The organism is Halomonas sp. TD01, from assembly GCF_923868895.1.
Classification (GTDB): domain Bacteria; phylum Pseudomonadota; class Gammaproteobacteria; order Pseudomonadales; family Halomonadaceae; genus Vreelandella.
The window spans coordinates 526,760-551,014 of the sequence record NZ_OV350343.1; the positions used below are offsets into that span (position 1 = coordinate 526,760).

At 56.1% G+C, this 24,255-nt stretch carries 16 protein-coding genes and 1 pseudogene; 11 read left to right on the top strand and 6 right to left on the bottom strand.

Going from position 1 to position 24,255, the window contains the following annotated elements:
* The first annotated feature begins 54 nt into the window (after window positions 1-54).
* From L1X57_RS02485 to L1X57_RS02520, 8 genes and pseudogenes are all read left to right on the top strand, one after another.
* On the top strand, window positions 55-858 hold the full coding sequence (locus L1X57_RS02485; protein ID WP_009722106.1) for a M48 family metallopeptidase: 804 nt from the start codon (window positions 55-57) through the stop codon (window positions 856-858).
* A 22-nt stretch (window positions 859-880) separates the two neighbouring features.
* Window positions 881-1,138 carry a hypothetical protein gene (locus L1X57_RS02490; protein WP_009722105.1) on the top strand — a complete coding sequence of 86 codons (258 nt, stop codon included), beginning with the start codon at window positions 881-883 and terminating at the stop codon, window positions 1,136-1,138.
* Between the two features lie 330 nt (window positions 1,139-1,468).
* Window positions 1,469-3,421: pseudogene (locus tag L1X57_RS02495) on the top strand (type VI secretion system Vgr family protein); the annotation flags it as partial.
* A gap of 63 nt (window positions 3,422-3,484) precedes the next feature.
* Window positions 3,485-7,288 carry an RHS repeat-associated core domain-containing protein gene (locus tag L1X57_RS02500; RefSeq protein ID WP_234668041.1) on the top strand — a complete coding sequence of 1,268 codons (3,804 nt, stop codon included), beginning with the start codon at window positions 3,485-3,487 and terminating at the stop codon, window positions 7,286-7,288.
* Between the two features lie 288 nt (window positions 7,289-7,576).
* Window positions 7,577-10,690, top strand: coding sequence for an RHS repeat-associated core domain-containing protein (locus L1X57_RS02505; RefSeq protein WP_234667901.1), 3,114 nt, complete (start codon window positions 7,577-7,579; stop codon window positions 10,688-10,690).
* A 403-nt stretch (window positions 10,691-11,093) separates the two neighbouring features.
* Window positions 11,094-12,665 carry an RHS repeat-associated core domain-containing protein gene (locus tag L1X57_RS02510; RefSeq protein WP_234667903.1) on the top strand — a complete coding sequence of 524 codons (1,572 nt, stop codon included), beginning with the start codon at window positions 11,094-11,096 and terminating at the stop codon, window positions 12,663-12,665.
* 28 nt (window positions 12,666-12,693) lie between these two features.
* Window positions 12,694-13,851 (top strand): outer membrane protein assembly factor BamB family protein, encoded by a 1,158-nt coding sequence (locus L1X57_RS02515; protein ID WP_009724261.1) that lies wholly within the window; start codon window positions 12,694-12,696, stop codon window positions 13,849-13,851.
* Window positions 13,852-14,028: 177 nt separating this feature from the next.
* The gene (locus L1X57_RS02520) at window positions 14,029-14,556 is read left to right on the top strand and encodes an RHS repeat-associated core domain-containing protein (protein ID WP_083817079.1); all 528 of its coding nucleotides are present in this window, start codon (window positions 14,029-14,031) and stop codon (window positions 14,554-14,556) included.
* Here the strand turns inward: L1X57_RS02520 and L1X57_RS02525 are convergent.
* The 6 genes from L1X57_RS02525 to L1X57_RS02550 all read right to left on the bottom strand — a co-directional run bounded on the left by L1X57_RS02525 (window position 14,486) and on the right by L1X57_RS02550 (window position 21,083).
* Complete coding sequence (locus tag L1X57_RS02525; protein WP_234667734.1) at window positions 14,486-15,502, bottom strand: IS30 family transposase; 1,017 nt, start codon at window positions 15,500-15,502, stop codon at window positions 14,486-14,488. The genes L1X57_RS02520 and L1X57_RS02525 overlap by 71 nt on opposite strands.
* Before the next feature lie 1,083 nt (window positions 15,503-16,585).
* The gene (aroE, locus tag L1X57_RS02530; protein ID WP_009724258.1) at window positions 16,586-17,413 is read right to left on the bottom strand and encodes a shikimate dehydrogenase; all 828 of its coding nucleotides are present in this window, start codon (window positions 17,411-17,413) and stop codon (window positions 16,586-16,588) included.
* A gap of 9 nt (window positions 17,414-17,422) precedes the next feature.
* Window positions 17,423-18,355, bottom strand: a complete 933-nt coding sequence (hemF, locus tag L1X57_RS02535; protein ID WP_009724257.1) for an oxygen-dependent coproporphyrinogen oxidase — start codon at window positions 18,353-18,355, stop codon at window positions 17,423-17,425.
* A gap of 73 nt (window positions 18,356-18,428) precedes the next feature.
* The gene (locus L1X57_RS02540; RefSeq protein WP_009724256.1) at window positions 18,429-18,986 is read right to left on the bottom strand and encodes an L-threonylcarbamoyladenylate synthase; all 558 of its coding nucleotides are present in this window, start codon (window positions 18,984-18,986) and stop codon (window positions 18,429-18,431) included.
* 81 nt (window positions 18,987-19,067) lie between these two features.
* A complete protein-coding gene (gene dprA, locus L1X57_RS02545; protein ID WP_009724255.1) occupies window positions 19,068-20,192 on the bottom strand; it encodes a DNA-processing protein DprA in 1,125 nt (374 codons plus the stop codon).
* Between the two features lie 27 nt (window positions 20,193-20,219).
* Window positions 20,220-21,083, bottom strand: coding sequence for a hypothetical protein (locus L1X57_RS02550; RefSeq protein WP_009724254.1), 864 nt, complete (start codon window positions 21,081-21,083; stop codon window positions 20,220-20,222).
* Between the two features lie 177 nt (window positions 21,084-21,260).
* Between L1X57_RS02550 and def the strand changes: the two genes are divergently transcribed.
* The 3 genes from def (at window position 21,261) to rsmB (ending at window position 24,253) form a co-directional block, all read left to right on the top strand.
* Entirely contained in the window at window positions 21,261-21,773 is a 513-nt protein-coding gene (gene def / locus L1X57_RS02555; RefSeq protein ID WP_009724253.1) for a peptide deformylase, read from the top strand.
* A gap of 162 nt (window positions 21,774-21,935) precedes the next feature.
* Entirely contained in the window at window positions 21,936-22,922 is a 987-nt protein-coding gene (fmt, locus tag L1X57_RS02560; protein ID WP_009724252.1) for a methionyl-tRNA formyltransferase, read from the top strand.
* Window positions 22,919-24,253, top strand: a complete 1,335-nt coding sequence (gene rsmB, locus L1X57_RS02565) for a 16S rRNA (cytosine(967)-C(5))-methyltransferase RsmB (RefSeq protein ID WP_009724251.1) — start codon at window positions 22,919-22,921, stop codon at window positions 24,251-24,253. Before fmt ends, rsmB begins: the two co-directional genes overlap by 4 nt.
* Window positions 24,254-24,255 lie beyond the last annotated feature (2 nt).

The window sequence follows — 24,255 nt, forward strand, 5'->3', positions numbered from 1 at the left end:
TGACAGTGGTTATCTTGTGTGCAAGATCCCTACTCGTCTATAAGGAAACCGTCTATGCATTGGCTTCGCCCACTGGCTGTTACTGCACTGTGTGCTTCTATTGCAGCATGCTCCACGTCACCTACCGGTCGCTCCCAGTTGCTGCTGCTCTCTGATGATCAGCTCAATCAAATGGGTCAGCAAGCCTTTGCGCAATATCAACAAGATATTCCCACTGCAGGTCAGGCAAGCCATCGCTATGTACAGTGCATTACGGATGCCATCGTAGAGGTATTGCCAGCCGAACAGCGTAATCTTGATTGGCAAATCCGTGTCTTTGAATCTGAACAGCCCAACGCCTTTGCTCTGCCTGGTGGTTACATGGGCGTGAATACTGGCATGCTCGATATCGCAACTAATCAAAATCAGCTAGCCTCAGTTGTCGGCCACGAAATTGGTCACGTAATTGCAAATCATGCCAACGAGCGCGCCTCGACCCAAAGTGCCACGTCACTTGGTTTATCGGTACTTTCCAGCACATCAGGAATGCAAACCCCTGGTGGCCAACAGCTAATGGGCGTACTGGGAATGGGTGCGCAGTACGGAATTGCGCTGCCATTCTCTCGTCGTCATGAGAGTGAAGCCGATGTTATCGGCCTCCAACTGATGGCCCAGGCCGGTTTTGACCCAAGAGAAAGTGTTACCGTTTGGGAAAATATGCAGGCTGCCTCCAGCGGTGGCGCTCCGCCCGCCTGGATGTCGACTCACCCAAGCGAAGGCCAGCGCATCGAAGGGCTTCAAGCTAACATGAATAACGCTATGGCAAGCTACGAGCAGGCGCGTAATAGCGGCCGCACCCCCAACTGCACACGTCCTTAGGCACCTTAATGTTGAGGTTTGAATGATTCGATTTGGTTTATTGCTGCTTGTCCTGCCGATTCTAGTATTACTCGGCGTCTATTTCTGGGAGCTGGGTGATGTACGTGCCTGCCAGCTCGACGGGGGACACTGGGACTACCTGGCAAGTGCGTGCAGCGAGTCGCCGCAGCCCTTTGTATCGTGGCTTGAGCGTTCTCCACTGCTGGTCAACGGCGGCATGCTGGTCTCGGTGGTTGGACTCGTTATGTGCATGATTGGCTTTTACACCAAATCTCGCTAAACAAGAGAGAACAACCAGCATTAACCGAAAAAGGCAGCCGCAATGGCTGCCTTTTGATATTGAAGAGCATTTATCCTTATACAGCCGTCATTTACTTCCCACCAATGCTGCGCTGTTAGGCATCCAAATTTAAAACAGAACCATCCTCCATTATTAAGCACTATCTTATTAACTAACCCTAGGTTGTAAGAGATCTCCTACACCTTGTAAGCCATTACCTACAAGACCGTAAACGGTTGTTTAAAAGCACCTTTAGCGATTGCAGTTTGTGCTTAACACGCTACTTTGGACGATTCTGACTTTTTCAGTAATGATCCAAGGAGCGGCACGATGGCACAGGGAACGGGCCTACAATTCACCCTCTCGCTACCCGGAGCGAGGGACACAGCCGTGGTGCGTTTTACACACCGCGAGGCGCTATCAGCGCCGTTTTTGCTCTCGGTGGAATTTGCCAGCCGTACCCATGACCTGTCGCCCTCTGATTGTTTGGATCAGAATGCCACGCTGACGATCTGGCAGGATGGCGAGCCGCTGCGCCGCGTGCATGGCATCGTCAGTGAGTTTCATCGCGGTGATCGCGGTCACCGCCGCAGCTTTTATCGTGTCGAGATTCGCCCCGCCCTGTGGCGGCTGTCGCTGCGTCACAACTCGCGTATCTTTCAAGACATCGCGCCGTTTGATGCCATCACCACCCTGGCCAACGAGCGTGGGCTTACCGATATGGGCGTGTCTGCCTTCCGTGAGCCCGCCGAGCGTGAGTTTCTGGTTCAGTACCGCGAGACCGATCTGGCCTTTATTGAGCGCTTAGCTGCCGAAGAGGGTTATTTCTACTTTCACGAGTTTGAGAATGCGGATGGCGGTCAACACCGTTTGGTGTTTGCTGATGCCTCGATCATGCTGCCCAACATCGGCGAGCGCACCTACCACGGCCGTGCGGGCGGTACACCGCCCCAGCGCCACCTGCGCAAGCTGCGTCAGGTCAGGCGTGTACGCCCTGCCTTGGCCACGCTCAAGGATTACAGCTTTAAGAACCCCGCCTATGCACAGCGTCACCAGCATGAGGCTCGCGACCTGGAAGCACATGCCCAGCGGGAGGATTACGAACACTTCGATTACCCAGGGCGCTATAAAAAAGACGCCTCCGGCAAGCCGTTTACCCGTCACCGCCTGGAAGCGCTGCGCGCTGATGCTACCACCGCCGAAGCGGAGAGTGACTTACCTGAACTGGCCCCCGGCCTGTGCTTTACCCTTACCGGCCACGACACGGAAAGCCTGAACCAGGAATGGCAAGTGGTCTCGGTGGTGCACTACGGGGAACAGCCCCAGGCCCTGGAAGAAGATGCCGCAGGGGGTGACGGCATGACCCGCTACCACAACGAGGTGGTAATCATGCCGCGGGATCAACCCTTTCGCCCGACGCCCGCCCCCAAGCCCCGAGTCGATGGCCCTCAGGTGGCGTTCGTGGTCGGGCCAGAGGGCGAAGAGATCTACTGCGACGAACATGGCCGCGTTAAAGTGCAATTTCCCTGGGACCGCTACGCCGAACCCAACGAGACCGCCAGTTGCTGGGTACGGGTTGCCCAAGGCTGGGCAGGCGGCGGCTATGGCAGCATGGCAATACCGCGGATCGGCCATGAGGTTATTGTCTCGTTTTTAGAAGGCGACCCGGATCAACCACTGATTACTGGCCGCACCTACCACGCCGTGAACGTGCCGCCTTATCCCTTGCCGGAACACAAAACCCGTACCGTCTTGCGCACCCAGAGTCACCACAGTGACGGCTTTAACGAACTGCGCTTTGACGACAAAACCGATCAAGAGCAGATCTGGCTCCACGCCCAAAAAGACCTGGAACTGCTGACCCTCAACGACCGCACCGAAGAAATCCGCCGACATAGCCACCTCACCGTTCACCACGACCGCCTCAGCGAGATCCACCACGATGATCACCTGACGGTACACGGCAAACGCCACGCCCTGATCAAAGGCGATGATCACCTCCAGGTCGATGACACCCGCCATGAACACTACGGCGAGGCGCAGTTGGTCGAGGCAGGCCGTGAACTGCACCACAAAGCGGGCAGCCAGATCGTGTTGGATGCGGGCAATGAAATTACCCTTAACGCGGGCGGCAGCTTTATCAAGCTGGACAGCGGCGGCGTGACCATCGTCGGCGCCATGGTCAAGATCAACTCCGGCGGCAGCCCCGGTCGTGGCCGCGGCCACGCCATTGTGCTGCCGCGGTTACCGGGTGAAGCCGCCTCGGAAGCCAGTGAGTACGTCACCCTAGAACCGCACCAAACCCCGCTGCTGGTCAGCGATATTATCGCCGCCACGCCGCTCGCGATGGAGGATATCGACATCGCCGATGGTCTGGCCGACCAGTGCAGCGCCTGCGAGCCTGCGGTGGGCAGCCCGGTCAACCCGCTGCTCGGCGCCAAGCTGCTGCCCGCCGAGACCGATTTTGCGCTACCGGCGCCACGGCCCTGGGTGTTTAGCCGCGGCTACCTCTCCAGCAATGCGCACATCGGCGCGCTTGGCCAAGGCTGGTCGTTGCCTGGGGAGAGTCTGTCGATCACCCTCAACGCGGATGCTTGTATTATCCACGACGCACAGGGGCGCGAGATTACCTTTGGCTCACTGGCCCCCGGTCAGGCGCGCCACTCGCCCACCGAGCAGCTATGGATACGCCGTGGGGGTGCCTCAGTCGATGAAGAGAGCAACGCGTCTCGCTGGCAAGCGTTAGACGAAACGCTGCGAAGTGATCCTGAGCATATTGTGCTCAGCGATGCCAGCGGCCTCTATTATGTGTTTGCACCTTCCACCGTAGAGCAGGAGGAAACAACCGACACCGACACCGCCCGCTGGCCGCTGATTGAAGAGCGCGACCGCAACGGCTATACCACCCAGTACCACTGGGAAGCAGACCTGCTGGTACGGGTGATCGACAGTGCCCAGCGTCACTATCAGTTGGTCTATGACCGTGTCCTTCCCGCCCAGCCTGATGACGCTGGGCTGCGCTTAACCGGCGTCAAGCTGATCCAGGACCACGACGGCAGCGCCCAGGACGACTGGTTAGTCCGTTACTCGTTTAACTCCGTCGGTGACTTGATCGCCGTGCGCCACCGCCACGGTGAGGTGATGCGCGAGTTCGAGTGGGACACCCATATGTTGACGGCTCATCGCGTCCCCGGGGGGATAGAAGCCCACTACACCTGGGATCGTCATGCCCCGGATGGCCGCGTGATCGGTCAACAGGAAGCCGGCGGCCTGGCGCGGTCGTACCGCTACGAGGTGGATCACACCCTGGTCACCGACAGCCTGGGCCGCGAAGAGCGCTTCCACTTTGTGGGCAGCGGCCCCGGCAAACGCTGGACAGCCCACACCCGCGCCGACGGCTCACGCATCGAGTTCCGCTACGACCGTGCCGGGCGTAAGGTGGCCACGATTGATTCGCTAGGGCGTGAGACGCTGATCGAGCGCGACGACCACGGCCAGGTGGTCGGCCAGACCACCCCGGATGGCAGCCGCTGGACCATCGAACGGGATGCCCTGGGACAGCCGATGCGCCTCGACGGCCCCGACGATCAGCGCTGGCAGATCAAACGCAATGACCGTGGTCATCCTATCTCTGTCACTGGGCCAGAAGGCACCACCGCCTTCGCCTATGAGAACGCGTCACTTCCTGACCGGCCCACCACGCTGACGGATGCGGTTGGGGCCACCCACCAGCGCGAGTACAACGCCCTGGGCCAAATCACCGCCCAGACCGACTGCTCCCAGCAACGTACCACCGTCACCTACGACCGCCACGGCTATCTGGCCAGTGTCACCAACGCCCTGAACGAGACGACTCGCACCCAGCACGACGAACGCGGCCAGCGAGTCGCCACCCAACTCCCCGACGGACATTACTGGCACCACCATGTGGACCCTCAAGGGCGGCTGGTCGAGTTGGAAGGGCCCCACGGGTTCCGGCAACAGATCTTCTATGATGACCACGGCCGTCCGGTGCAGCGCATCGAGGCCGACGGCAGTCAGCAGCACACCGCCTACGATGACGCTGGGCGACTCAGTGAACTCACTCTGGGCAACGGCGCGGTGTACCGCTTTACCTATGACACCATGGACCGTCTCGCCAGCGAGACCGGCCCCGATGGCCGGGAACAGCAGTACCGCTACGACGACGCCGGGCAACTGATCGAGCGAGTGGAAGCCAACCGCCCCGGCCCTGACGGCCAGCCACTAGTGACGCGGTACGACTACGATAACGCCGGGCGTCTTATCACCCGCCACTTGCCCGCCACCGAGCACGCCCCCGCCAGCAGTGAACACTACCACTGGGGCACCCATGGGCAACTGGACAGCGTCACCAACGACCACAGCGAAGTCACGTTCCGCTACGACCACGCCCAACGGATGATCGGCGAACAGCAACGCCATGCCAGCCTCGAAGGCGCCACCAACGAACACACGGCGTGGAGCTGGCAACACCAGCACACACTCACTGCTACCGGCGCGCCCCAGGCCAGCCAGTTCGGCGAGTTACCGGCCCTTAACTGGCACACCTACGGCAGCGGCCACCTGCACGGTCTCAGCGCCCCCGACCTCCACCTGGAGATCGCCCTCGAACCCGATGCCCTGCACCGCGAGACCCAGCGCCGCCTGAGCCTCAGTACCGGCGTTAGTACCGGCGATCACACCCAGCCGCTGATCTTAGAGCGTGGCTATACCGCCACGGGCCAGGTGGATCACCTCGCATTGCGCAGCCCCCACAGCGCCGGTGAGCAACACTACCAATACGACGCCCTGGGCAGAATGACCTTCCGCACCCAGCAGCATTCACAAGGGCAAGGCCAAACCAGCCCGACCATTGCGTATAACTACGACAAGGCCGGGCGCTTAATCGGCAGCCAGCACGGCCACGATGCCCACCGCTACCCGGTGGATGCCGCCGGTAACCGCAGTGCCGCGAGCAGCTCCACACCTAATGCCACCAACCAGCTCGCCCAGCTTAACGGCACCCGCTACCGCTACGACGGCGCAGGCAATCTGATCCATCGCGAACACCCCGACGGCGAGCGCCTCACCTTGGGTTACGACGGCGCCAATCGGCTAGTGACGTTAACCCGAACCACTCAGCGCGGTAGCACTACCCACGCCAGCTACCGCTACGACGGTCTGGGGCGGCGCATTAGCAAAACCGTGAGCCACACCGATGGCACCACCGCTACCACCCACTACGGCTGGGACGGCGACCGCATCGTCCATGAAGATACCAGCAACCAACGCACCACGGTGGTCTACGAGCCGGGCAGTTTTGTGCCCATGCTACGCATTGATGAAACCCAAGGCCCGCAAGGCAACCAAAACACGCAACTCAGCGCCTATATCACTGACGCCCTGGGCACCCCGTTACAACTACTCAGCCCCAACGGCCAACCCCGTTGGCTCGCCGAGCCCGACGACTGGGCGGCGGTCACAAAACAACGCGCCGTGCGCGGCGTCACCCAACCGATCCGCTTCCAAGGCCAATGGCACGACGAAGAAAGCGGCCTGTACTACAACCGCCACCGTTACTACGACCCACAGCAAGGCCGATACATCAGCCAGGATCCGATTGGTCTCAATGGCGGAGATAACCTCTACCAATATGCGGCGTCGCCGATTATGGAAGTCGATCCACTCGGCCTCAGTGGTGTTTATGGGCTTGGAGGTGGGCCTTATAGTCAATCGAATACGGTGAGAAGGAAGAGCGAGGAGCTTGTTACAAGCGTGGAACCGAACGTCGCGGCTGAAACGTTTGGCGGTGTATTCGGACAAACAGTATCAACTGGGCTTAAGTTTGATTCTGAAGGAAATATCGCCACAGTAGTAACTGAGTGTCAGCAGTATGGTTTGGGGATTTTTAGAGGGGCAGGCACTGGAGGAAATATCGGGGTTAGCTCTGGGCCTCTTGAAAACGGAGTGTCTGAAACTTGGGGGCCTTTTGTGCGTGCGGGAGCTATGAAGGGGGGTGGTGGGTCGATTGATGTCGGAAGTAACTCCATTGCAGGAGCAAGTGGCTGGTTTGGACCAAGCTATGGCATGGCAGGTGGCATTCAACATTGTAAAACCACTACAACCGTGCGTGAAAAGCCAGGAGACTAAAAGCATGCCCTTAATAAATAAAATACGCATATGGTCTTTTGTGATTTGCTTTTTGAGCGGGGGGGCTCTCGTGTTTGGACCCAACGATTTTTTAGAGGGTGCATTATGGGGAATATTGGCGAATACTAGTCGTATATCAGCAGTTTTCGCTGTGGTGACTACGTTTATAGTGCTTATAGATAGTGCTGGTAACGGGCTTAATGAATTACAGAGAAAAAAAGGAGAAAAGAACAAGAAAAAGCGACGTTAACTTTGCCTCTTGATCTTAATTAGTTGCTGGGATTCAACTTGATTCGTTACCGCTTAACCGTCGTCAAGCTGGTTCAAGATCACGACGGCAGCGCCACGGATGACTGGTTGGTACGCTACTCCTTCAGTGCCGTGGGCGACCTGATCGCCGTGCGCCACCGCCACGGTGAGGTGATGCGCGAGTTCGAGTGGGACACCCATATGTTGACGGCTCATCGCGTCCCCGGGGGGATAGAAGCCCACTACACCTGGGATCGTCATGCCCCGGATGGCCGCGTGATCGGTCAACAGGAAGCCGGCGGCCTGGCGCGGTCGTACCGCTACGAGGTGGATCACACCCTGGTCACCGACAGCCTGGGCCGCGAAGAGCGCTTCCACTTTGTGGGCAGCGGCCCCGGCAAACGCTGGACAGCCCACACCCGCGCCGACGGCTCACGCATCGAGTTCCGCTACGACCGTGCCGGGCGTAAGGTGGCCACGATTGATTCGCTAGGGCGTGAGACGCTGATCGAGCGCGACGACCACGGCCAGGTGGTCGGCCAGACCACCCCGGATGGCAGCCGCTGGACCATCGAACGGGATGCCCTGGGACAGCCGATGCGCCTCGACGGCCCCGACGATCAGCGCTGGCAGATCAAACGCAATGACCGTGGTCATCCTATCTCTGTCACTGGGCCAGAAGGCACCACCGCCTTCGCCTATGAGAACGCGTCACTTCCTGACCGGCCCACCACGCTGACGGATGCGGTTGGGGCCACCCACCAGCGCGAGTACAACGCCCTGGGCCAAATCACCGCCCAGACCGACTGCTCCCAGCAACGTACCACCGTCACCTACGACCGCCACGGCTATCTGGCCAGTGTCACCAACGCCCTGAACGAGACGACTCGCACCCAGCACGACGAACGCGGCCAGCGAGTCGCCACCCAACTCCCCGACGGACATTACTGGCACCACCATGTGGACCCTCAAGGGCGGCTGGTCGAGTTGGAAGGGCCCCACGGGTTCCGGCAACAGATCTTCTATGATGACCACGGCCGTCCGGTGCAGCGCATCGAGGCCGACGGCAGTCAGCAGCACACCGCCTACGATGACGCTGGGCGACTCAGTGAACTCACTCTGGGCAACGGCGCGGTGTACCGCTTTACCTATGACACCATGGACCGTCTCGCCAGCGAGACCGGCCCCGATGGCCGGGAACAGCAGTACCGCTACGACGACGCCGGGCAACTGATCGAGCGAGTGGAAGCCAACCGCCCCGGCCCTGACGGCCAGCCACTAGTGACGCGGTACGACTACGATAACGCCGGGCGTCTTATCACCCGCCACTTGCCCGCCACCGAGCACGCCCCCGCCAGCAGTGAACACTACCACTGGGGCACCCATGGGCAACTGGACAGCGTCACCAACGACCACAGCGAAGTCACGTTCCGCTACGACCACGCCCAACGGATGATCGGCGAACAGCAACGCCATGCCAGCCTCGAAGGCGCCACCAACGAACACACGGCGTGGAGCTGGCAACACCAGCACACACTCACTGCTACCGGCGCGCCCCAGGCCAGCCAGTTCGGCGAGTTACCGGCCCTTAACTGGCACACCTACGGCAGCGGCCACCTGCACGGTCTCAGCGCCCCCGACCTCCACCTGGAGATCGCCCTCGAACCCGATGCCCTGCACCGCGAGACCCAGCGCCGCCTGAGCCTCAGTACCGGCGTTAGTACCGGCGATCACACCCAGCCGCTGATCTTAGAGCGTGGCTATACCGCCACGGGCCAGGTGGATCACCTCGCATTGCGCAGCCCCCACAGCGCCGGTGAGCAACACTACCAATACGACGCCCTGGGCAGAATGACCTTCCGCACCCAGCAGCATTCACAAGGGCAAGGCCAAACCAGCCCGACCATTGCGTATAACTACGACAAGGCCGGGCGCTTAATCGGCAGCCAGCACGGCCACGATGCCCACCGCTACCCGGTGGATGCCGCCGGTAACCGCAGTGCCGCGAGCAGCTCCACACCTAATGCCACCAACCAGCTCGCCCAGCTTAACGGCACCCGCTACCGCTACGACGGCGCAGGCAATCTGATCCATCGCGAACACCCCGACGGCGAGCGCCTCACCTTGGGTTACGACGGCGCCAACCGGCTGGTGCAACTGACCCACATCAGCAAACTGGGCTATACCCGCCACGCCAGCTACCGCTACGACGCCCTGGGCCGCCGCATCAACAAAACCGTGAGCCACACCGATGGCACCACCGCCACCACCCACTACGGCTGGGACGGCGACCGCATCGTACGGGAAGAGACCAACCACCAACGCACCACGGTGGTCTACGAACCGGGCAGTTTTGTTCCCATGCTACGCATTGATGAAACCCAAGACCCGCAAGGCAACCAAGACACGCAACTCAGCGCCTATATCACCGACGCCCTGGGCACCCCGCTGCAACTGCTCAGCCCCAACGGCCAGCCCCGCTGGCTCGCAGAGCCCGACGACTGGGCCGCAGTTAAAAGCCAACGTGCCGTACGCGGCGTCACCCAACCGATCCGCTTCCAGGGCCAATGGCACGATGAGGAAAGCGGGCTGTACTACAACCGCCACCGCTACTACGACCCCGAGCAGGGGCGCTATATCAGCCAGGATCCGATTGGGTTAAGGGGCGGCACAAACTTGTATGGCTACGTCACCAACCCGACGGGCATGGTGGATCCGCTGGGGTTGGAAGTTGTTGGTACCTTTGATGTTTCTACTGGCGATTTAATGTTGATTGATAGTAATACTGGGGTAGAAACAAGAGGAGTATTTCGATCTGGAGGTGTTCCTTATGGTGAGCCTATACCCAATGGAGAATATGATATTCTTGAACATCCCGACCCAGATTTTTTTCGCTTAGAACCTCGGGATTCAAATTATGGGGATGACATCCATGAAGAATCGGGTAGAGATCTATTTCGACTTCATAGGCCAGGCATGACTATTGGTTGTATTGCAGCAAAAGATTCTAGTAATTGGTTAGAAGTGAGGGAAGCCGTGCTTTCCACAGCTACAGATTCGGTAGCAGTTAATTCAAAAAGCCGCAATCCATTTAGCTCTCGAAAAGAGCAACTAATAAGATATGGCCGTATTAAAGTGACGGGAAATAATTGACATGGATTTTTTTCGTTTACTTGCCTTTTTTACTTTAACTCTATATTGCTACTTTGGCTTTGAAAGGTTTTTTCACTGGCTGTGGCTTTCTATAAAATTTAATTCTTTATCACAGGTTGTTTATGTAAACAAAGGTTTAGCTATTTTATATTTAATTATTGGGATTCTATTGATAATTACAGCGCACTGGAACTTCCATGAGAGATATGGCGCATATTTAAAAGTCTGCATAATCCTTGCTTCACTTGCAATGTTAGTGACTTTTTTAATGCTACTAAGTGGTAGGTATCATGCTTAGCCCCTGGGCTTACAGTGGAACCACAACAAGGGCATTTTCCCAGCTACCGCCAAGGAAGCCACTGGCTACTTTCCTTGGCGGTAGCGTGGCTGTGTAGCTTCCACCATGACCCACATCAGACTCAAACACACCTACGGCAGCGGCCACCTGCACGGTCTCAGCGCCCCCGACCTACACCTGGAGATCGCCCTCGAACCCAATGCCCTGCACCGCGAGACCCAGCGCCGCCTGAGCCTCAGTACCGGCGTTAGTACCGGCGATCACACCCAGCCGCTGATCTTAGAGCGTGGCTATACCGCCACGGGCCAGGTGGATCACCTCGCATTGCGCAGCCCCCACAGCGCCGGTGAGCAACACTACCAATACGACGCCCTGGGCAGAATGACCTTCCGCACCCAGCAGCATTCACAAGGGCAAGGCCAAACCAGCCCGACCATTGCGTATAACTACGACAAGGCCGGGCGCTTAATCGGCAGCCAGCACGGCCACGATGCCCACCGCTACCCGGTGGATGCCGCCGGTAACCGCAGTGCCGCGAGCAGCTCCACACCTAATGCCACCAACCAGCTCGCCCAGCTTAACGGCACCCGCTACCGCTACGACGGCGCAGGCAATCTGATCCATCGCGAACACCCCGACGGCGAGCGCCTCACCTTGGGTTACGACGGCGCCAACCGACTGGTGCAACTGACCCACATCAGCAAACTGGGCTATACCCGCCACGCCAGCTACCGCTACGACGGCCTGGGGCGGCGCATCAACAAAACCGTGAGCCACACCGATGGCACCACCGCCACCACCCACTACGGCTGGGACGGCGACCGCATCGTACGAGAAGAGACCAGCAACCAACGCACCACGGTGGTCTACGAACCCGGCAGCTTTGTGCCGATGCTCAGAATTGACCAACGCGTCTCACACAACAACGGCACAGCCGGAGCGAACGAGGAAAAACAGGTAAGCGCCTACATCACTGACGCCCTCGGCACCCCGCTGCAACTGCTCAGCCCCAACGGCCAACCCCGTTGGCTGGCCGAGCCCGATGACTGGGCCGCCGTCACCAACCAACGCGCCGTACGCGGCGTCACCCAACCGATCCGCTTCCAAGGCCAATGGCACGATGAAGAAAGCGGGCTCTACTACAACCGCCACCGCTACTACGACCCCGAGCAAGGAAGATACATCAGCCAGGATCCCATCGGTCTCAATGGCGGGACGAACTTGTATGGGTACGTCACCAACCCGACGGGCATGGTAGATCCGCTGGGGTTGAATCCAAGAGCCATTGTGACAGCCGCACAAACTGCAGAAAAAGTCAGAAATGTAGGCTGGTGCATTGGCCAGGATGTTGCTTTAAACAATAGTCGAGATCAACTACCGGACATCTTGGAGGAAGAAATGGATGCGGCCAGACAGTCTAGAGCTATTGATCTAGAACTATGCCGCCAAGAAAAAAGAAACCGACGTATTTTTGGCACTAAAGAGAATGTCAACGAAGGTAAGTTTAACACCTGCCAAGAAGACGTTGCAGAAGAGTATAACGATAGGGTTGGGGAATTGACTCAACGAGACGCTGCCCGCCACACATCTATTAATGATGGCCTAAACGGAATATTTACAGGCTGTGCGATGCCCAATCCTGCTGATTTAGATATTCCAACACCCCGCAGCAGATAATGTGGATATAAAAAGTTAGGTGAGTTAAATGAAACAAAAATCTTTAAGCGTGTTTTCCTTCGCTTTCACCGCTAGTGCTGTAGTGATGATACTAATACCTGCTCTCGGTATGGCTGACTCTGTGATGTTTCAAGCCAATCTAGAACGAACGGGAGTTTATGAGGATCTGGGGCCAGAAGAAAGCCCGGAACTCGTATGGAAATTTGATGCTGGTTCCGCGGTTTTTAGCACCCCCTTGGTGTACGACAGTTCGGTGTACTTTGTCAGTTTTGAAGGAGGCGTTTACGCCGTTGATAAGGAAGATGGCTCGGTACTGTGGGAAAAAAATTTAGGGGGGCAGCCAAGCTTTCAAATCACATTAAATGAGGATCTGCTTCTAGTTGGGTATCACTTTAATCGTGGTGATGGAGGATACTTGATAGCAATTGATCGGCTTTCAGGCGAAGAACTCTGGAAGTTTGAAGCAGATGATATTACGGGAATGGAGTCTCCTGCCATATACAATGAAAGGGTGTATCTTGCGTCCTCTAATCATCTTTTTTCTTTAGACTTAAGTACTGGGGAAGAGAGGTGGCGGCATCCTATTTCAGGAGTAAGCAGGCAACTTCTAATTTATGATGAGGTGCTTTATTTTCAAGATGACTCACAGACAATATATTCTTTGTCTCTTAGTGATGGTGTGCCTCATTGGAAATATGTCCCTCCAAACAGTAAAGAATCCCTCTTCAGTACGCCTGCTCTAAAAGATTGTTGTGTTTATGCACTGACTAGGAATTTAGAAGGTAGGCAGCTTGTTAAATTAAACAGGCATAATGGACAGGAAGAAGCCATATTCCCCATTAACTCATCTAGTATGTCTTCGGTTAGCCTGGCTGACCGTATTGCATTTTTCGGTGATGACGGGGGCGGGCAAGATACTCATGGCTATATGAATGCTATGGATGTTGAAAATGGAGAATTGATTTGGCGTTTTGAAACAGACGATCTGGTCGGAGGAGCGGCCTCTATTGCAGGGGACACGGTGTACTTCGGTAGTTATGATCATTATATGTATGCTGTTGACCGCTACACTGGTGAGTTGAAATGGCGTTATGAAACGGAGGCAGGTATTGCCTCCTCGCCCGCAGTAGTCGATGGACGTTTGTACTTTGGCAGTATTGATGGCCATGTGTATGTGTTGGAGTAGCTATGTAGTGATGCGTACATAGAAAGGCAACATTTAAACAATGCCTCTTCCCAATGTGGTCAGCAAACGCCAGACCACCCCAGACGGTAGCCGCTAGACCATCGAACGAGATGCCCTGGGACAGCCGATGAGCCTCAACGGCCCCGACGATCAGCGCTGGCAGATCGAACGCAATGACTGCGGTCATCCTATCTCGGTCACTGGGCCAGAAGGCACGACGAAGAGAGTGGCCTGCACTACAACCGACACCGCTACTACGACCCCAAGCAGGGGCGTTATATCAGCCAGGATCCCATCGGCTTCAACGGCGGCACGAATTTGTATGGGTATGTGACGAACCAGACGGGGATGGTGGATCCGCTGGGGTTGAGCGGTGGGCATTATGGATTAGGCGGAGGCCCGTATTCACAGTCAAATCGCATTTCCAGATCTGTGGAACAAACTGAATCAGCAACTAAGAGCTGTAGCGCCAGTAGTAATCACTTAATTGGCTTTGGGCAGGGAGTTGCATCTGTTATAGGTGGAAATGTTAATTTCCTCAGAACTCTATCTAGAAATGCGAGACTGTTAGGTAGAGAGGAGATGAAGCGAGTAACGATAGAGGGGGCGGATGCAGACTCTGAGTGCAACACACTCATTGGATGGTTGATGGGCTTTCATGGTACTTGGCCATCAGCTCGCTCATCACTTCTATCGGACATTTAAATCCAAAGCGTTTTCGAGGTCGCATATTCAGCTCAAAGGCAATGGCGTCCAGCTCTTCCTGGCTATGTACTGAAAGGTCCGTTCCTTTCGGTAAATATTGACGGATAAGGCCATTGATATTCTCATTGGCCCCACGTTGCCAGGGGCTATGGGGATCGCAAAAGTAAATCGCAACGCCGGTTTCTTGAGTGATTTTTGCATGTTGTGCCATTTCACGCCCCTGATCATAGGTCATGCTTTTTCGAGCGGTGGTCGGCATTCGATTCAGAGCAGCACTAAAGCCTGCTACGGCGGAGGTGGCGGTGGCGTCGTCCATTTTTGCGAGGATCAGATAGCCACTACTAAGCTCTACCAAGGTGCCTACCGCGGACGCGTTATTCTTACCTTTGATCAGATCGCCTTCCCAGTGGCCGGGCATTTCACGCTTACTGACCTCGGGCGGACGTAAGTGAATGCTGACCATGTCAGGGATCTGGCCACGTCGATCCACTTCGCCACGGCGAGGCTTGCGTGTGGTTTTACCTTGTCGCAAGCAGTGAATCAGTTCCTTGCGAAGGTGGCCAACAGGCAAGGCATAAATGGCCGTGTAGATGGTCTCTCGGCAGACGTAGGCATCGCGCAAATCAGGTAGTTTCATCGTCTTGAGCTTGCCGCTAATTTGTTCGGGAGACAAGCGTCGCCGCAACATATGCACGATGAGATCAAACCGCTCGGTGCCTGGCAAAAGCTTACGCGCAGGACGACAGACCTCTCGACGCTTTTCTCGCTGACGTTGGGCGTACCGGGCGCAGTAACCGTTCTGGGCCATTTGGTTACGGCGTATTTCACGAGAGATGGTTGAAGGAGCTCGCCCCAGGAGCTGGGCAATATGCCGAAGGCTCATCCCTTGGGCTTGACCCACTTGGATGCTGGCACGTTCTTCAATACTGAGTTCGAGGTAAGACATGGGACAACACCTTAGCGAAATGCTCAGGTGTTGCACTCAGTTTCTGCGGCCAAGGGGTAATACAATTGATGAGGCAGCTAGGCTGTATGCTTCAAATGACTTTGTGCGGGAAGAGGCAAACTCCAGAGTAAAGGATTACTGCGGTGAAGGATTCATGGCTGGAAGAGCTTTCATGGGGACACTTACCGGCTTGGGCCCTACCGCTTTATATGGTGATGTGTCCGTAGCAGTGGAGGATCTAATCAAAGAAAATCCTCATGTGGAATGCGAAGAAGTTGTCTACCGAGTTCTTGAGGCAACATTTCATGGGAACTAAAATACCTGCAAAAATATTGATATCAGTTTGTTTTTTTTGTGCTTTTTTATGGACTAGCTTACTACTGTATAGGGAATATTTTGCCGTATGGATGATAATCTTATTTTTATATCCACAAGTTATGGGAGTGCCAAAGGATGATGGATTTTGGAAAATAATGGTTTTCGTTAATCTATATTTTGCCGCACTGACTTCGATGGTAGTGGATTACTATATGTGACCATATGAATCCTGAACTCAACCAATAACTGCAACACAGATGTTGCTCCATCCACCAGGGAAGGCATGTGCTGTTCTCCTTGGCGGTAGCGTGGCAATCACAATCGGCGCTATTCACTATGACTCAATCACACTAAACTTAGGCATGCCTACAGCAGCGGCCACCTGCACGGTCTCAGCGCGCCCGGCCTCAACCTGGAGATCGCCCCGAGCCTGATGCCCTGCTCCGCGAGACCCTGCGTCGGCTGAGCATCAGTCACCTGCCGCTGATCTTAACCCCCTTTCGGCCCGCATTGAGCAGCCCCCACAGCGCCAGTGAGCCACACTACCCTAGCGTGAATGACCTTCCGCACCCAGCATGTCCAGCGCTGCCCAATCGGTGCTGCCTGCACCAGCGCTCCACTCAACACCACTAATTAGTATTCTTAGGCTGGCCTTAGCTTAAAGCCGTATAAATATATTCATCATTCAATATCAATTACTTAAATAAAACCGCAAAAAGGCAGCCGCGATGGCTGCCTTTTCTTTGTCGAACGTTCGAAAGTTAGCTAGTCGCTGGCGACGTTCAAAGATTGCCTTAATAGTGTGCGCACCGAAGCAGTTTCGGGCCTCACGTTACGCCACAAGAAAAAGGATTCGGCGGCTTGTTCTACCAGCATACCCAGACCATCGAGCAGCTTAGCGCCGCGTGGCCCTGCCCACTGTAAAAACACCGTAGGTTCCGAGCCATACATCATGTCGTAGGCCCAAGCGCCTTGGTTAAATAGGTTATCCGGTAACGGCGGCAAATCCCCAGAAAGACTGGCGCTAGTGCCATTGATCACTAGATCAAACTGGCCTTCTAACGAGTCAAATCCGCCGCCCTGAAGGGTGCCTAAATCGGCAAACGCTTCTGCCAATTGGGCGGCTTTCTCCGCCGTTCGATTGACGATAACCACATCACGGGGTTGCTCAGCAAGCAGCGGTTCAAGCACGCCACGCACCGCACCGCCTGCGCCAATCACCAGCACGCGCTTATCCTGGATGGGGACGCGGTGGTACCCGAGGTCACGTACCAGCCCAATGCCATCAGTGGTGTCACCGTAGGTGCGGCCGTTGCCGCCGACAATCAGCGTATTCACCGCCTGAGCACGCTTGGCGCGGTGGCTCAAGGTATCGCACAACGCAAAGGCATCGCCCTTAAACGGTACGGTGACGTTTGCCCCGCGGCCACCCGTTGCCACAAATTCTCGCCAAGCGCTGGAAAAGCCCTCCACCGGTGCAAGTTCGGCGGTATAGGTCATGGATTGCTGGGTTTGGTTAGCAAACTCTTCGTGAATTAACGGCGACTTAGAGTGCTTAATTGGGTTACCAAAGACACAGTAACGGTCGGTCATATAAGCTCCTTACGCTTTACCCAACTGGGTGGCTTCGGCTAGCCAATCGCGTGGTACCAAGTACTCGTGCAATTTAGCCTCTCGGCTACCTGCGGGCGGTGTAAATGCGTACTCCCAACGGGCCAGCGGCGGCATAGACATTAAGATGGATTCGGTGCGCCCGCCGCTTTGCAGGCCAAACAGAGTGCCCCTATCCCAGACTAGATTAAATTCAACATAGCGGCCGCGACGATAGAGCTGAAAATCACGCTCTTTTTCACCCCATGCATCATCTTTACGGCGCTGCACAATCGGTACGTAGGCATCCAGAAAGCTGTCGCCCACCGCACGTTGGAAAGCAAAACAGTCGTCGAAACCGCCTTCATTTAAATCATCGAAAAATAGCCCACCAACACCTCGGGTTTCTTCACGATGTTTAAGATAGAAGTACTCATCGCACCAAGCTTTGTAGCGCGGGTAGACCTCTTCGCCAAATGGCACGCAGGCAGCCTGGGCTACCCGATGCCAGTGCACAACATCTTCAAACACAGGGTAGTAAGGCGTTAGATCAAAGCCGCCACCAAACCACCATACCGGTGCTTCACCCTGTTTTTCAGCGATAAAAAAGCGCACGTTTCCGTGACTTGTCGGCACATTAGGATTTTCAGGATGGAGCACCCAGGACACACCGACCGCATGAAAGCTGCGTCCGGCAAGTTCCGGCCGTGCAGCCGTCGCCGAGGGAGGCAGTTGAGCACCGTAAACATGGGAGAAGTTAACACCGCCCTTCTCGAAAACAGCGCCTTCTTCAATGACTCTTGAACGACCGCCACCGCCTTCTTCACGCTGCCAGCTATCTTCTTTAAACGCCGCTTTTCCGTCAGCAGCGGCAAGCCCTGCGCACAACCGTTCCTGCAGGTCCAGAAGGTAATGTTTAACGTCATCTAGGTGCTCGTGAGCCACAGTAACTCCAAAGGGGTCGAGGATAAGTGTGATTGGTGAATAGTGAATGGCAGAGGCCGTTTGAGACGCTGGGTTAAGAACGCATTATTTTGCCAGTCACCAAGTCTTTAATGGTGCTGGGCTTTGCATTTCCCCCAAGCTCACCCGCGACAATCGCGGCTATTTCATCGCCGAAAATGGACGCGACTTCTTCAGCACTCATGGCAGGAGGGTCGCCCGCACGATTAGCTGAAGTGGAAACTAATGGGCCATCAAAGGCCTCGCAAAGCGCCTTCATTAGAGGGTGGTCAGTCACTCGTAGTGCCACACTCTGGTGAGCGCCGCGTACTAAGCCATGGCTACGGCCATTGTCGGGCACTAGCCATGTGTTGGGGCCAGGCCAACTGGCCGCTAAAGGTGCATGCAGCTCAAGCGGCAGTTGGTTTAGCCAGGGCTGAAATTGCTGAATACTCGCAGCGACAAGAATGACGCCTTTGGCGGGGTCGCGCTCTTTCATACGCATCAAATGCGCTAACGCTTCGTCGTTATCTGGGTCACAGCTCAGCCCCCACACTGCTTCAGTGGGGCAGGCGATAACGCCCCCTTCTTTCAGTGCACGTACCGCCTCTTTAACGTCAACAGCCGATTTCATAGATGCTCCTCGTCACAAACGCGGCCCTTCATCATCTGGGTTTGATACAGCCTCAGTAGATGAAAAACGGTTACATACATCCTACCATGGCCGCGTCAAGCGCACCCAGCCGCCCGCCTGCTGCGCCACTTTGCCATCAAGCTCCAGCATCAATAACCGTTGTTGGCATTCGCTGACCGTGATGCCCACGCTCTGAACCAATACATCAATTGGCGTTGGCGTTGCGCCCAAAGTGCTTAACACATCGTCCTTGGGCGCTTCGTTATCGATAATGGGCAAATCGAGGCTTGCGTTGTCAGCGATAACGCTTGGGCTGGTTGGCATATAGCGTTCAGCCCAGTGCTGCAGTTCTTCTAAAATATCGTCTACATGACGCACCAACGTCGCACCGCTACGTATTAGCTGCAGGCAACCGCGAGCCTGTACGTTATGTAGTGAGCCGGGCAATGCAAACAGCTCACGGTCTTGCTCAAGGGCTAATCGTGCACTGACCAATGAGCCGCTCTTCTCAGTCGCTTCGACCACTAACGTACCTAATGAAAGACCGGTCACAACTCGATTCCGTCGAGGAAAGAAGGCTGGCCGAGCAACGGTTCCCGGTGGATGCTCCGATAATAACAAGCCTCCTGCTACGGTACTTAGTTGCTCATGTAGATCACGGTGACGTGGCGGGTAAATGACATCTATGCCACAGCCAAGTACAGCAATCGACCGGCCACCTGACGCTAACGCTGCGCGCTGTGCAACGCCATCAACCCCTAGCGCCATACCGCTGACAATACACCAGCCGCGATTGGCCAACTCTCGGGCAAACGCCTGAGCATTACCGCTGCCTTCCGAAGTGGGACGTCGAGTACCAACCATGGCCAGTTTTGGGCCATCCAATGCGCTGAGATCACCTTGCGCCCATAGCACTACAGGCGGATCTGGCAGTTGATCGAGTAGCTCTGGCCATGCCGGATGGTTACGGTGGAGCAAATGTCGATTAGGCGCGGCCTCTAACCAAGCGAAGGTATGATCGATTGCCTGCTGCAGCGGGCTGCGCTCTGGCTGCGCTAGCCAAAGCCGTAGTGCACTAGCAGCGTTACTAGGCAACCCCGCAAGCCAACCATGTGGCCATTGCGGTTGCTTGGCGGCCAACGCTGCCGTGCGAAGCGCTCCCATACCCGGCAGCTCATTCACCACTAGCCACTCCTTGGCATCCATACGTATCCCCTATTAGCTGTGTGGCGTTTAGTGCGTCGGCGTGCGTACCGTGTCGCCAACGGCTAAAACACTCGATGCCTGCATCACCAGGGCATAGCTCATCAGGTTATACGGCTTAACGACCATAACCCTTCCAGCATCGGTGGCGGGTAGTTGCAGAAGCTCTTGGGTACGTGGGTCATTAACGAGCTCCCCCTGCTGCCCAACGCGCAACACATGACCGGGCTGCAAACCGTCCTGAGTACCGACATCCAGTGCAACCATTTGTAAACGTCCAATAAAGCGCACTCCGCCAGGCACCGCAACAATCTGGCCAGCGACATCGTTCAACGGTAAACGAGGCTGAACGCTATTTTCTAACGACTGAGATTCAAACAACTGAGGATCAAGCGGCAGCAAAATATCGTTATTACGCACTTCCTGGTAAGCACTGAGTACTTCTAAGCGAGCAATGTCTCCCTCACTGCTGAGCTGGCGCGCTTCGCCAATACTGATTAACTCCATACCCAGCGGTGTACCATCAGCAGAAACGTAATGCTCGCCCGGCCGATAAATGCCTAAACGCGCTCTGGGCGGTAGTTTGCCGCGCACATACAGCGTATCGCCCGCGCCACTCATCAATCGTTGATTCTCACCACCGACCACGTAGGCCAGTTCCCGTGAGGGCACGTCTGGCTCGATGATTCGGTGTTCACGTAAAAATGCCTGAACCGTATCCACCGGAAGCGGTGCCATTGCTTCTTGCTGAGGAACAGCGCGCATCTGGGGTGAAAGCTTCACCACCCGTTGCGGTGATTCCCACGCGAACGCAGCTGCCGTCATGAGCGTCAAACATGCTAACGACAGGCTATAATAGAGAGGCTTTTTCGCCACGATCCTTTTCACCACCATCCTGTTCTCCCTTGCCAGTTATTGGTGAAGCCGTTGAGGGGAGCTGCATGGCGTTGTGCGTGCCCAGGAACGCTTACAGCATGATATAGTGGCCGATAGTAAAGCACTTAGGCCTGCCAACACAGACGGCAAGGCCTGCTCATATTAAAGACTCAGCATAACGGTGATTGTAACGCCATGGCCAAACTTCCTATTCTCGAATTCCCCGACGAGCGCCTGCGCACCAAGGCTGCACCGGTGGAAACCGTTGACGATGAGGTCCGCCAGCTCGTCGACGATATGTTGGAGACCATGTACGACGCGCGCGGTATCGGCCTTGCTGCGACGCAAGTCGACGTTCATAGTCGCGTCGTGGTGATGGATGTCAGCGACGATAACTCGCAGCCGCTGGTGCTTATTAACCCGCGCTACGAGCCGATTGGTGACGAAAAAGAGCCCCTTTCTGAAGGCTGCCTATCGATTCCTGAATACTACGCTGAAGTGCCGCGTTATTTAAAAGTAACGCTGAACGCGCTAGATCGTAGTGGTGAGCCTTACGAGCTGGAAGCCGATGGCTTATTAGCCCACTGCATTCAGCATGAGTATGACCATCTGGAAGGCGTGCTTTTTGTTGACTATTTGTCACCCCTGAAGCGTGACCGAGTGATGAAAAAGATGCAGAAACGCCACAAGCTATTACACGACGCGTAAACCGACCTACGCCGTGTGTGATTGCTGGCATGACTGGCCGAGCTGACACGTTGCAAGCGCACGGAATATTAATTCTGTGTTCTGTAGCGTTGCTTCTCGGCCTTTATTTGTTTCACCCACGGCACGATTACTTTACCCCTTCAATGCTAGGTAGCTATCACCATGTCACAGTTGCGCGTTGTTTTTGCTGGCACGCCTGATTTCGCCGCCTCAAGCCTTGCTGCCGTGCTCGAAAGTCAGCATCAGGTGGTGGCGGTATATACTCAACCTGACCGCCCAGCAGGCCGCGGGCGCAAACTCACCCCCAGCCCCGTCAAGCAGCTTGCTCTTGAGCACGGGCTACCGGTCTACCAACCTGTCAGTTTAAAAGATACTGATGCCCAAGCGGAACTGGCAGCGCTGAATGCCGACGTGATGGTCGTGGTTGCTTACGGGCTCTTACTACCACAGGCCGTGCTCGACATTCCCCGCTTAGGCTGCATCAACGTGCACGCATCCCTGCTGCCACGCTGGCGAGGTGCTGCCCCCATCCAGCGCGCCATTGAAGCCGGTGATAGCGCATCAGGCGTTACCATTATGCAAATGGATGCAGGCCTGGATACCGGAGAGATGCTGTATGAAGTTCGCACGCCGATCACTTCCCACACCACGGGCGGTGACTTACATGACCGGCTGGCTATTCAAGGGGCGAATGCACTGGTTAACGTGCTGGATGCGCTAGACAGCAACGATTTAGAAGCAACGATGCAGCCTGACGAGGGCGTCACCTACGCTGCTAAGCTCAGCAAGGCGGAAGCCGAGCTCGACTTTCACCAGCCTGCTGAACAGCTGGCGCGCAAAATCCGTGCTTTTAACCCCTGGCCAGTCGCTTGGTGCACGCTTGGCGATGACCGCCTACGTTTATTAATGGCCAGTGTTGAATCAGGTGAACAACCGCCCTCTCCGCCCGGTACGCTACTAAAACATGGCGAGGATCACCTGCGCATTGCCTGTGGTGAGAAAGGCCAAGAAGTACTGTGCGTTAGCCACGCTCAGTTACCTGGTGGTAAAGCGATGGCCGTGCGCGACCTGCTTAACGCCCGTCAAACCCCGCTTACCGTCGGCGCACGCCTTGGGCACGCCGCCGCTCATCAAGGAGTTAGTGAATGAGCCAGAATCGCCCACCTAAAGGCGGCAGCGGCCAGGAAGTTCGCGCCGCAGCCGCCCGTGCGCTAGTGCCTATATTGACCGATCAAGGCTCGCTAGCCGGGCTAGATGAGCACAGTGTCATTGCTCGCGATCGCAGCCTGTTAAAAGAGCTCTGTTACGGTACTTGCCGACGCTTACCGCGCTTGGAAGCGTTAGCTAACTCGCTGCTGAAACAGCCTTTTAAAAAACGCGATAGCGATATCCACGCCCTGCTACTCGTGGGTATTTACCAATTGTTGTATATGCGTATTCCGGCCCACGCAGCGGTTGGCGAAACCGCTGGTGCTGCTCGTCTGCTAGGCAAAGAGTGGGCTACCCGAGTGCTAAACGGTTGCCTGCGCCGTCTCCAACGTGAATCTGACGAGCTGCAAGCCGCCGTCGACCGCGACGAGAGCGTTGCTTTGGAGCACCCACCCTGGCTGCTCAATGCCTTGCACAGCGCTTGGCCTGAGCAGTGGCGCGCCATTGCCGAAGCCAACAATGAGCCAGGCCCCATGACGCTGAGAGTTAATCAGCGCCACAACGATCGTGAAGCCTATTTACAACAGCTCACTGAACAGGGGTTAAGTGGGCATCTTTGTCTGCATGCGCCGGATGGCATTACTTTGGATGCGCCCTGTGATGTCACCATACTTCCCGGCTTTGAAGAAGGTCATGTCAGCGTTCAAGATGAAGCAGCTCAGCTCTCCGCCGCACTGCTAGGCCCCGCATTAGCCCCCCGACCAGGTGCTCATGTACTCGATGCTTGCTGTGCACCTGGCGGTAAAACAGCTCACCTACTAGAGCAGTTCGATGTTGCTCTGACGGCGATTGATAGCGACAACCAGCGCCTAGGCCGCGTAGACGACACATTGAACCGACTAGGCTTAACGGCAGAGCTGCAGCACGCTGATGCTACTCAGCAAGACTGGTGGAATGGCACGTCTTTTGACGCTATTTTGCTCGACGCCCCCTGCTCAGGCACGGGCGTTATTCGTCGCCATCCCGATATTAAAAAATTGCGCCGTAAAGAGGATATTCGCCAGCTCGCCAAACTACAGCGCCAACTGCTGGATAACCTTTGGTCACTACTTCGTCCTGGTGGCACATTGTTATACGCCACCTGCTCGGTGCTGCCCGAAGAAAACGCTGAACAAATCGATGCATTTCTGGCCCGCACGCCAGATGCAAAGGTCACAACACCAAACGACGTGGCTTGGGGCGAACCAAGCGGCCAAGGTCGCCAACTGTTTCCCGCGCAAAGCAGTCATGATGGCTTTTTTTATGCCAGACTAGAGAAGCGTACTGCTTAACC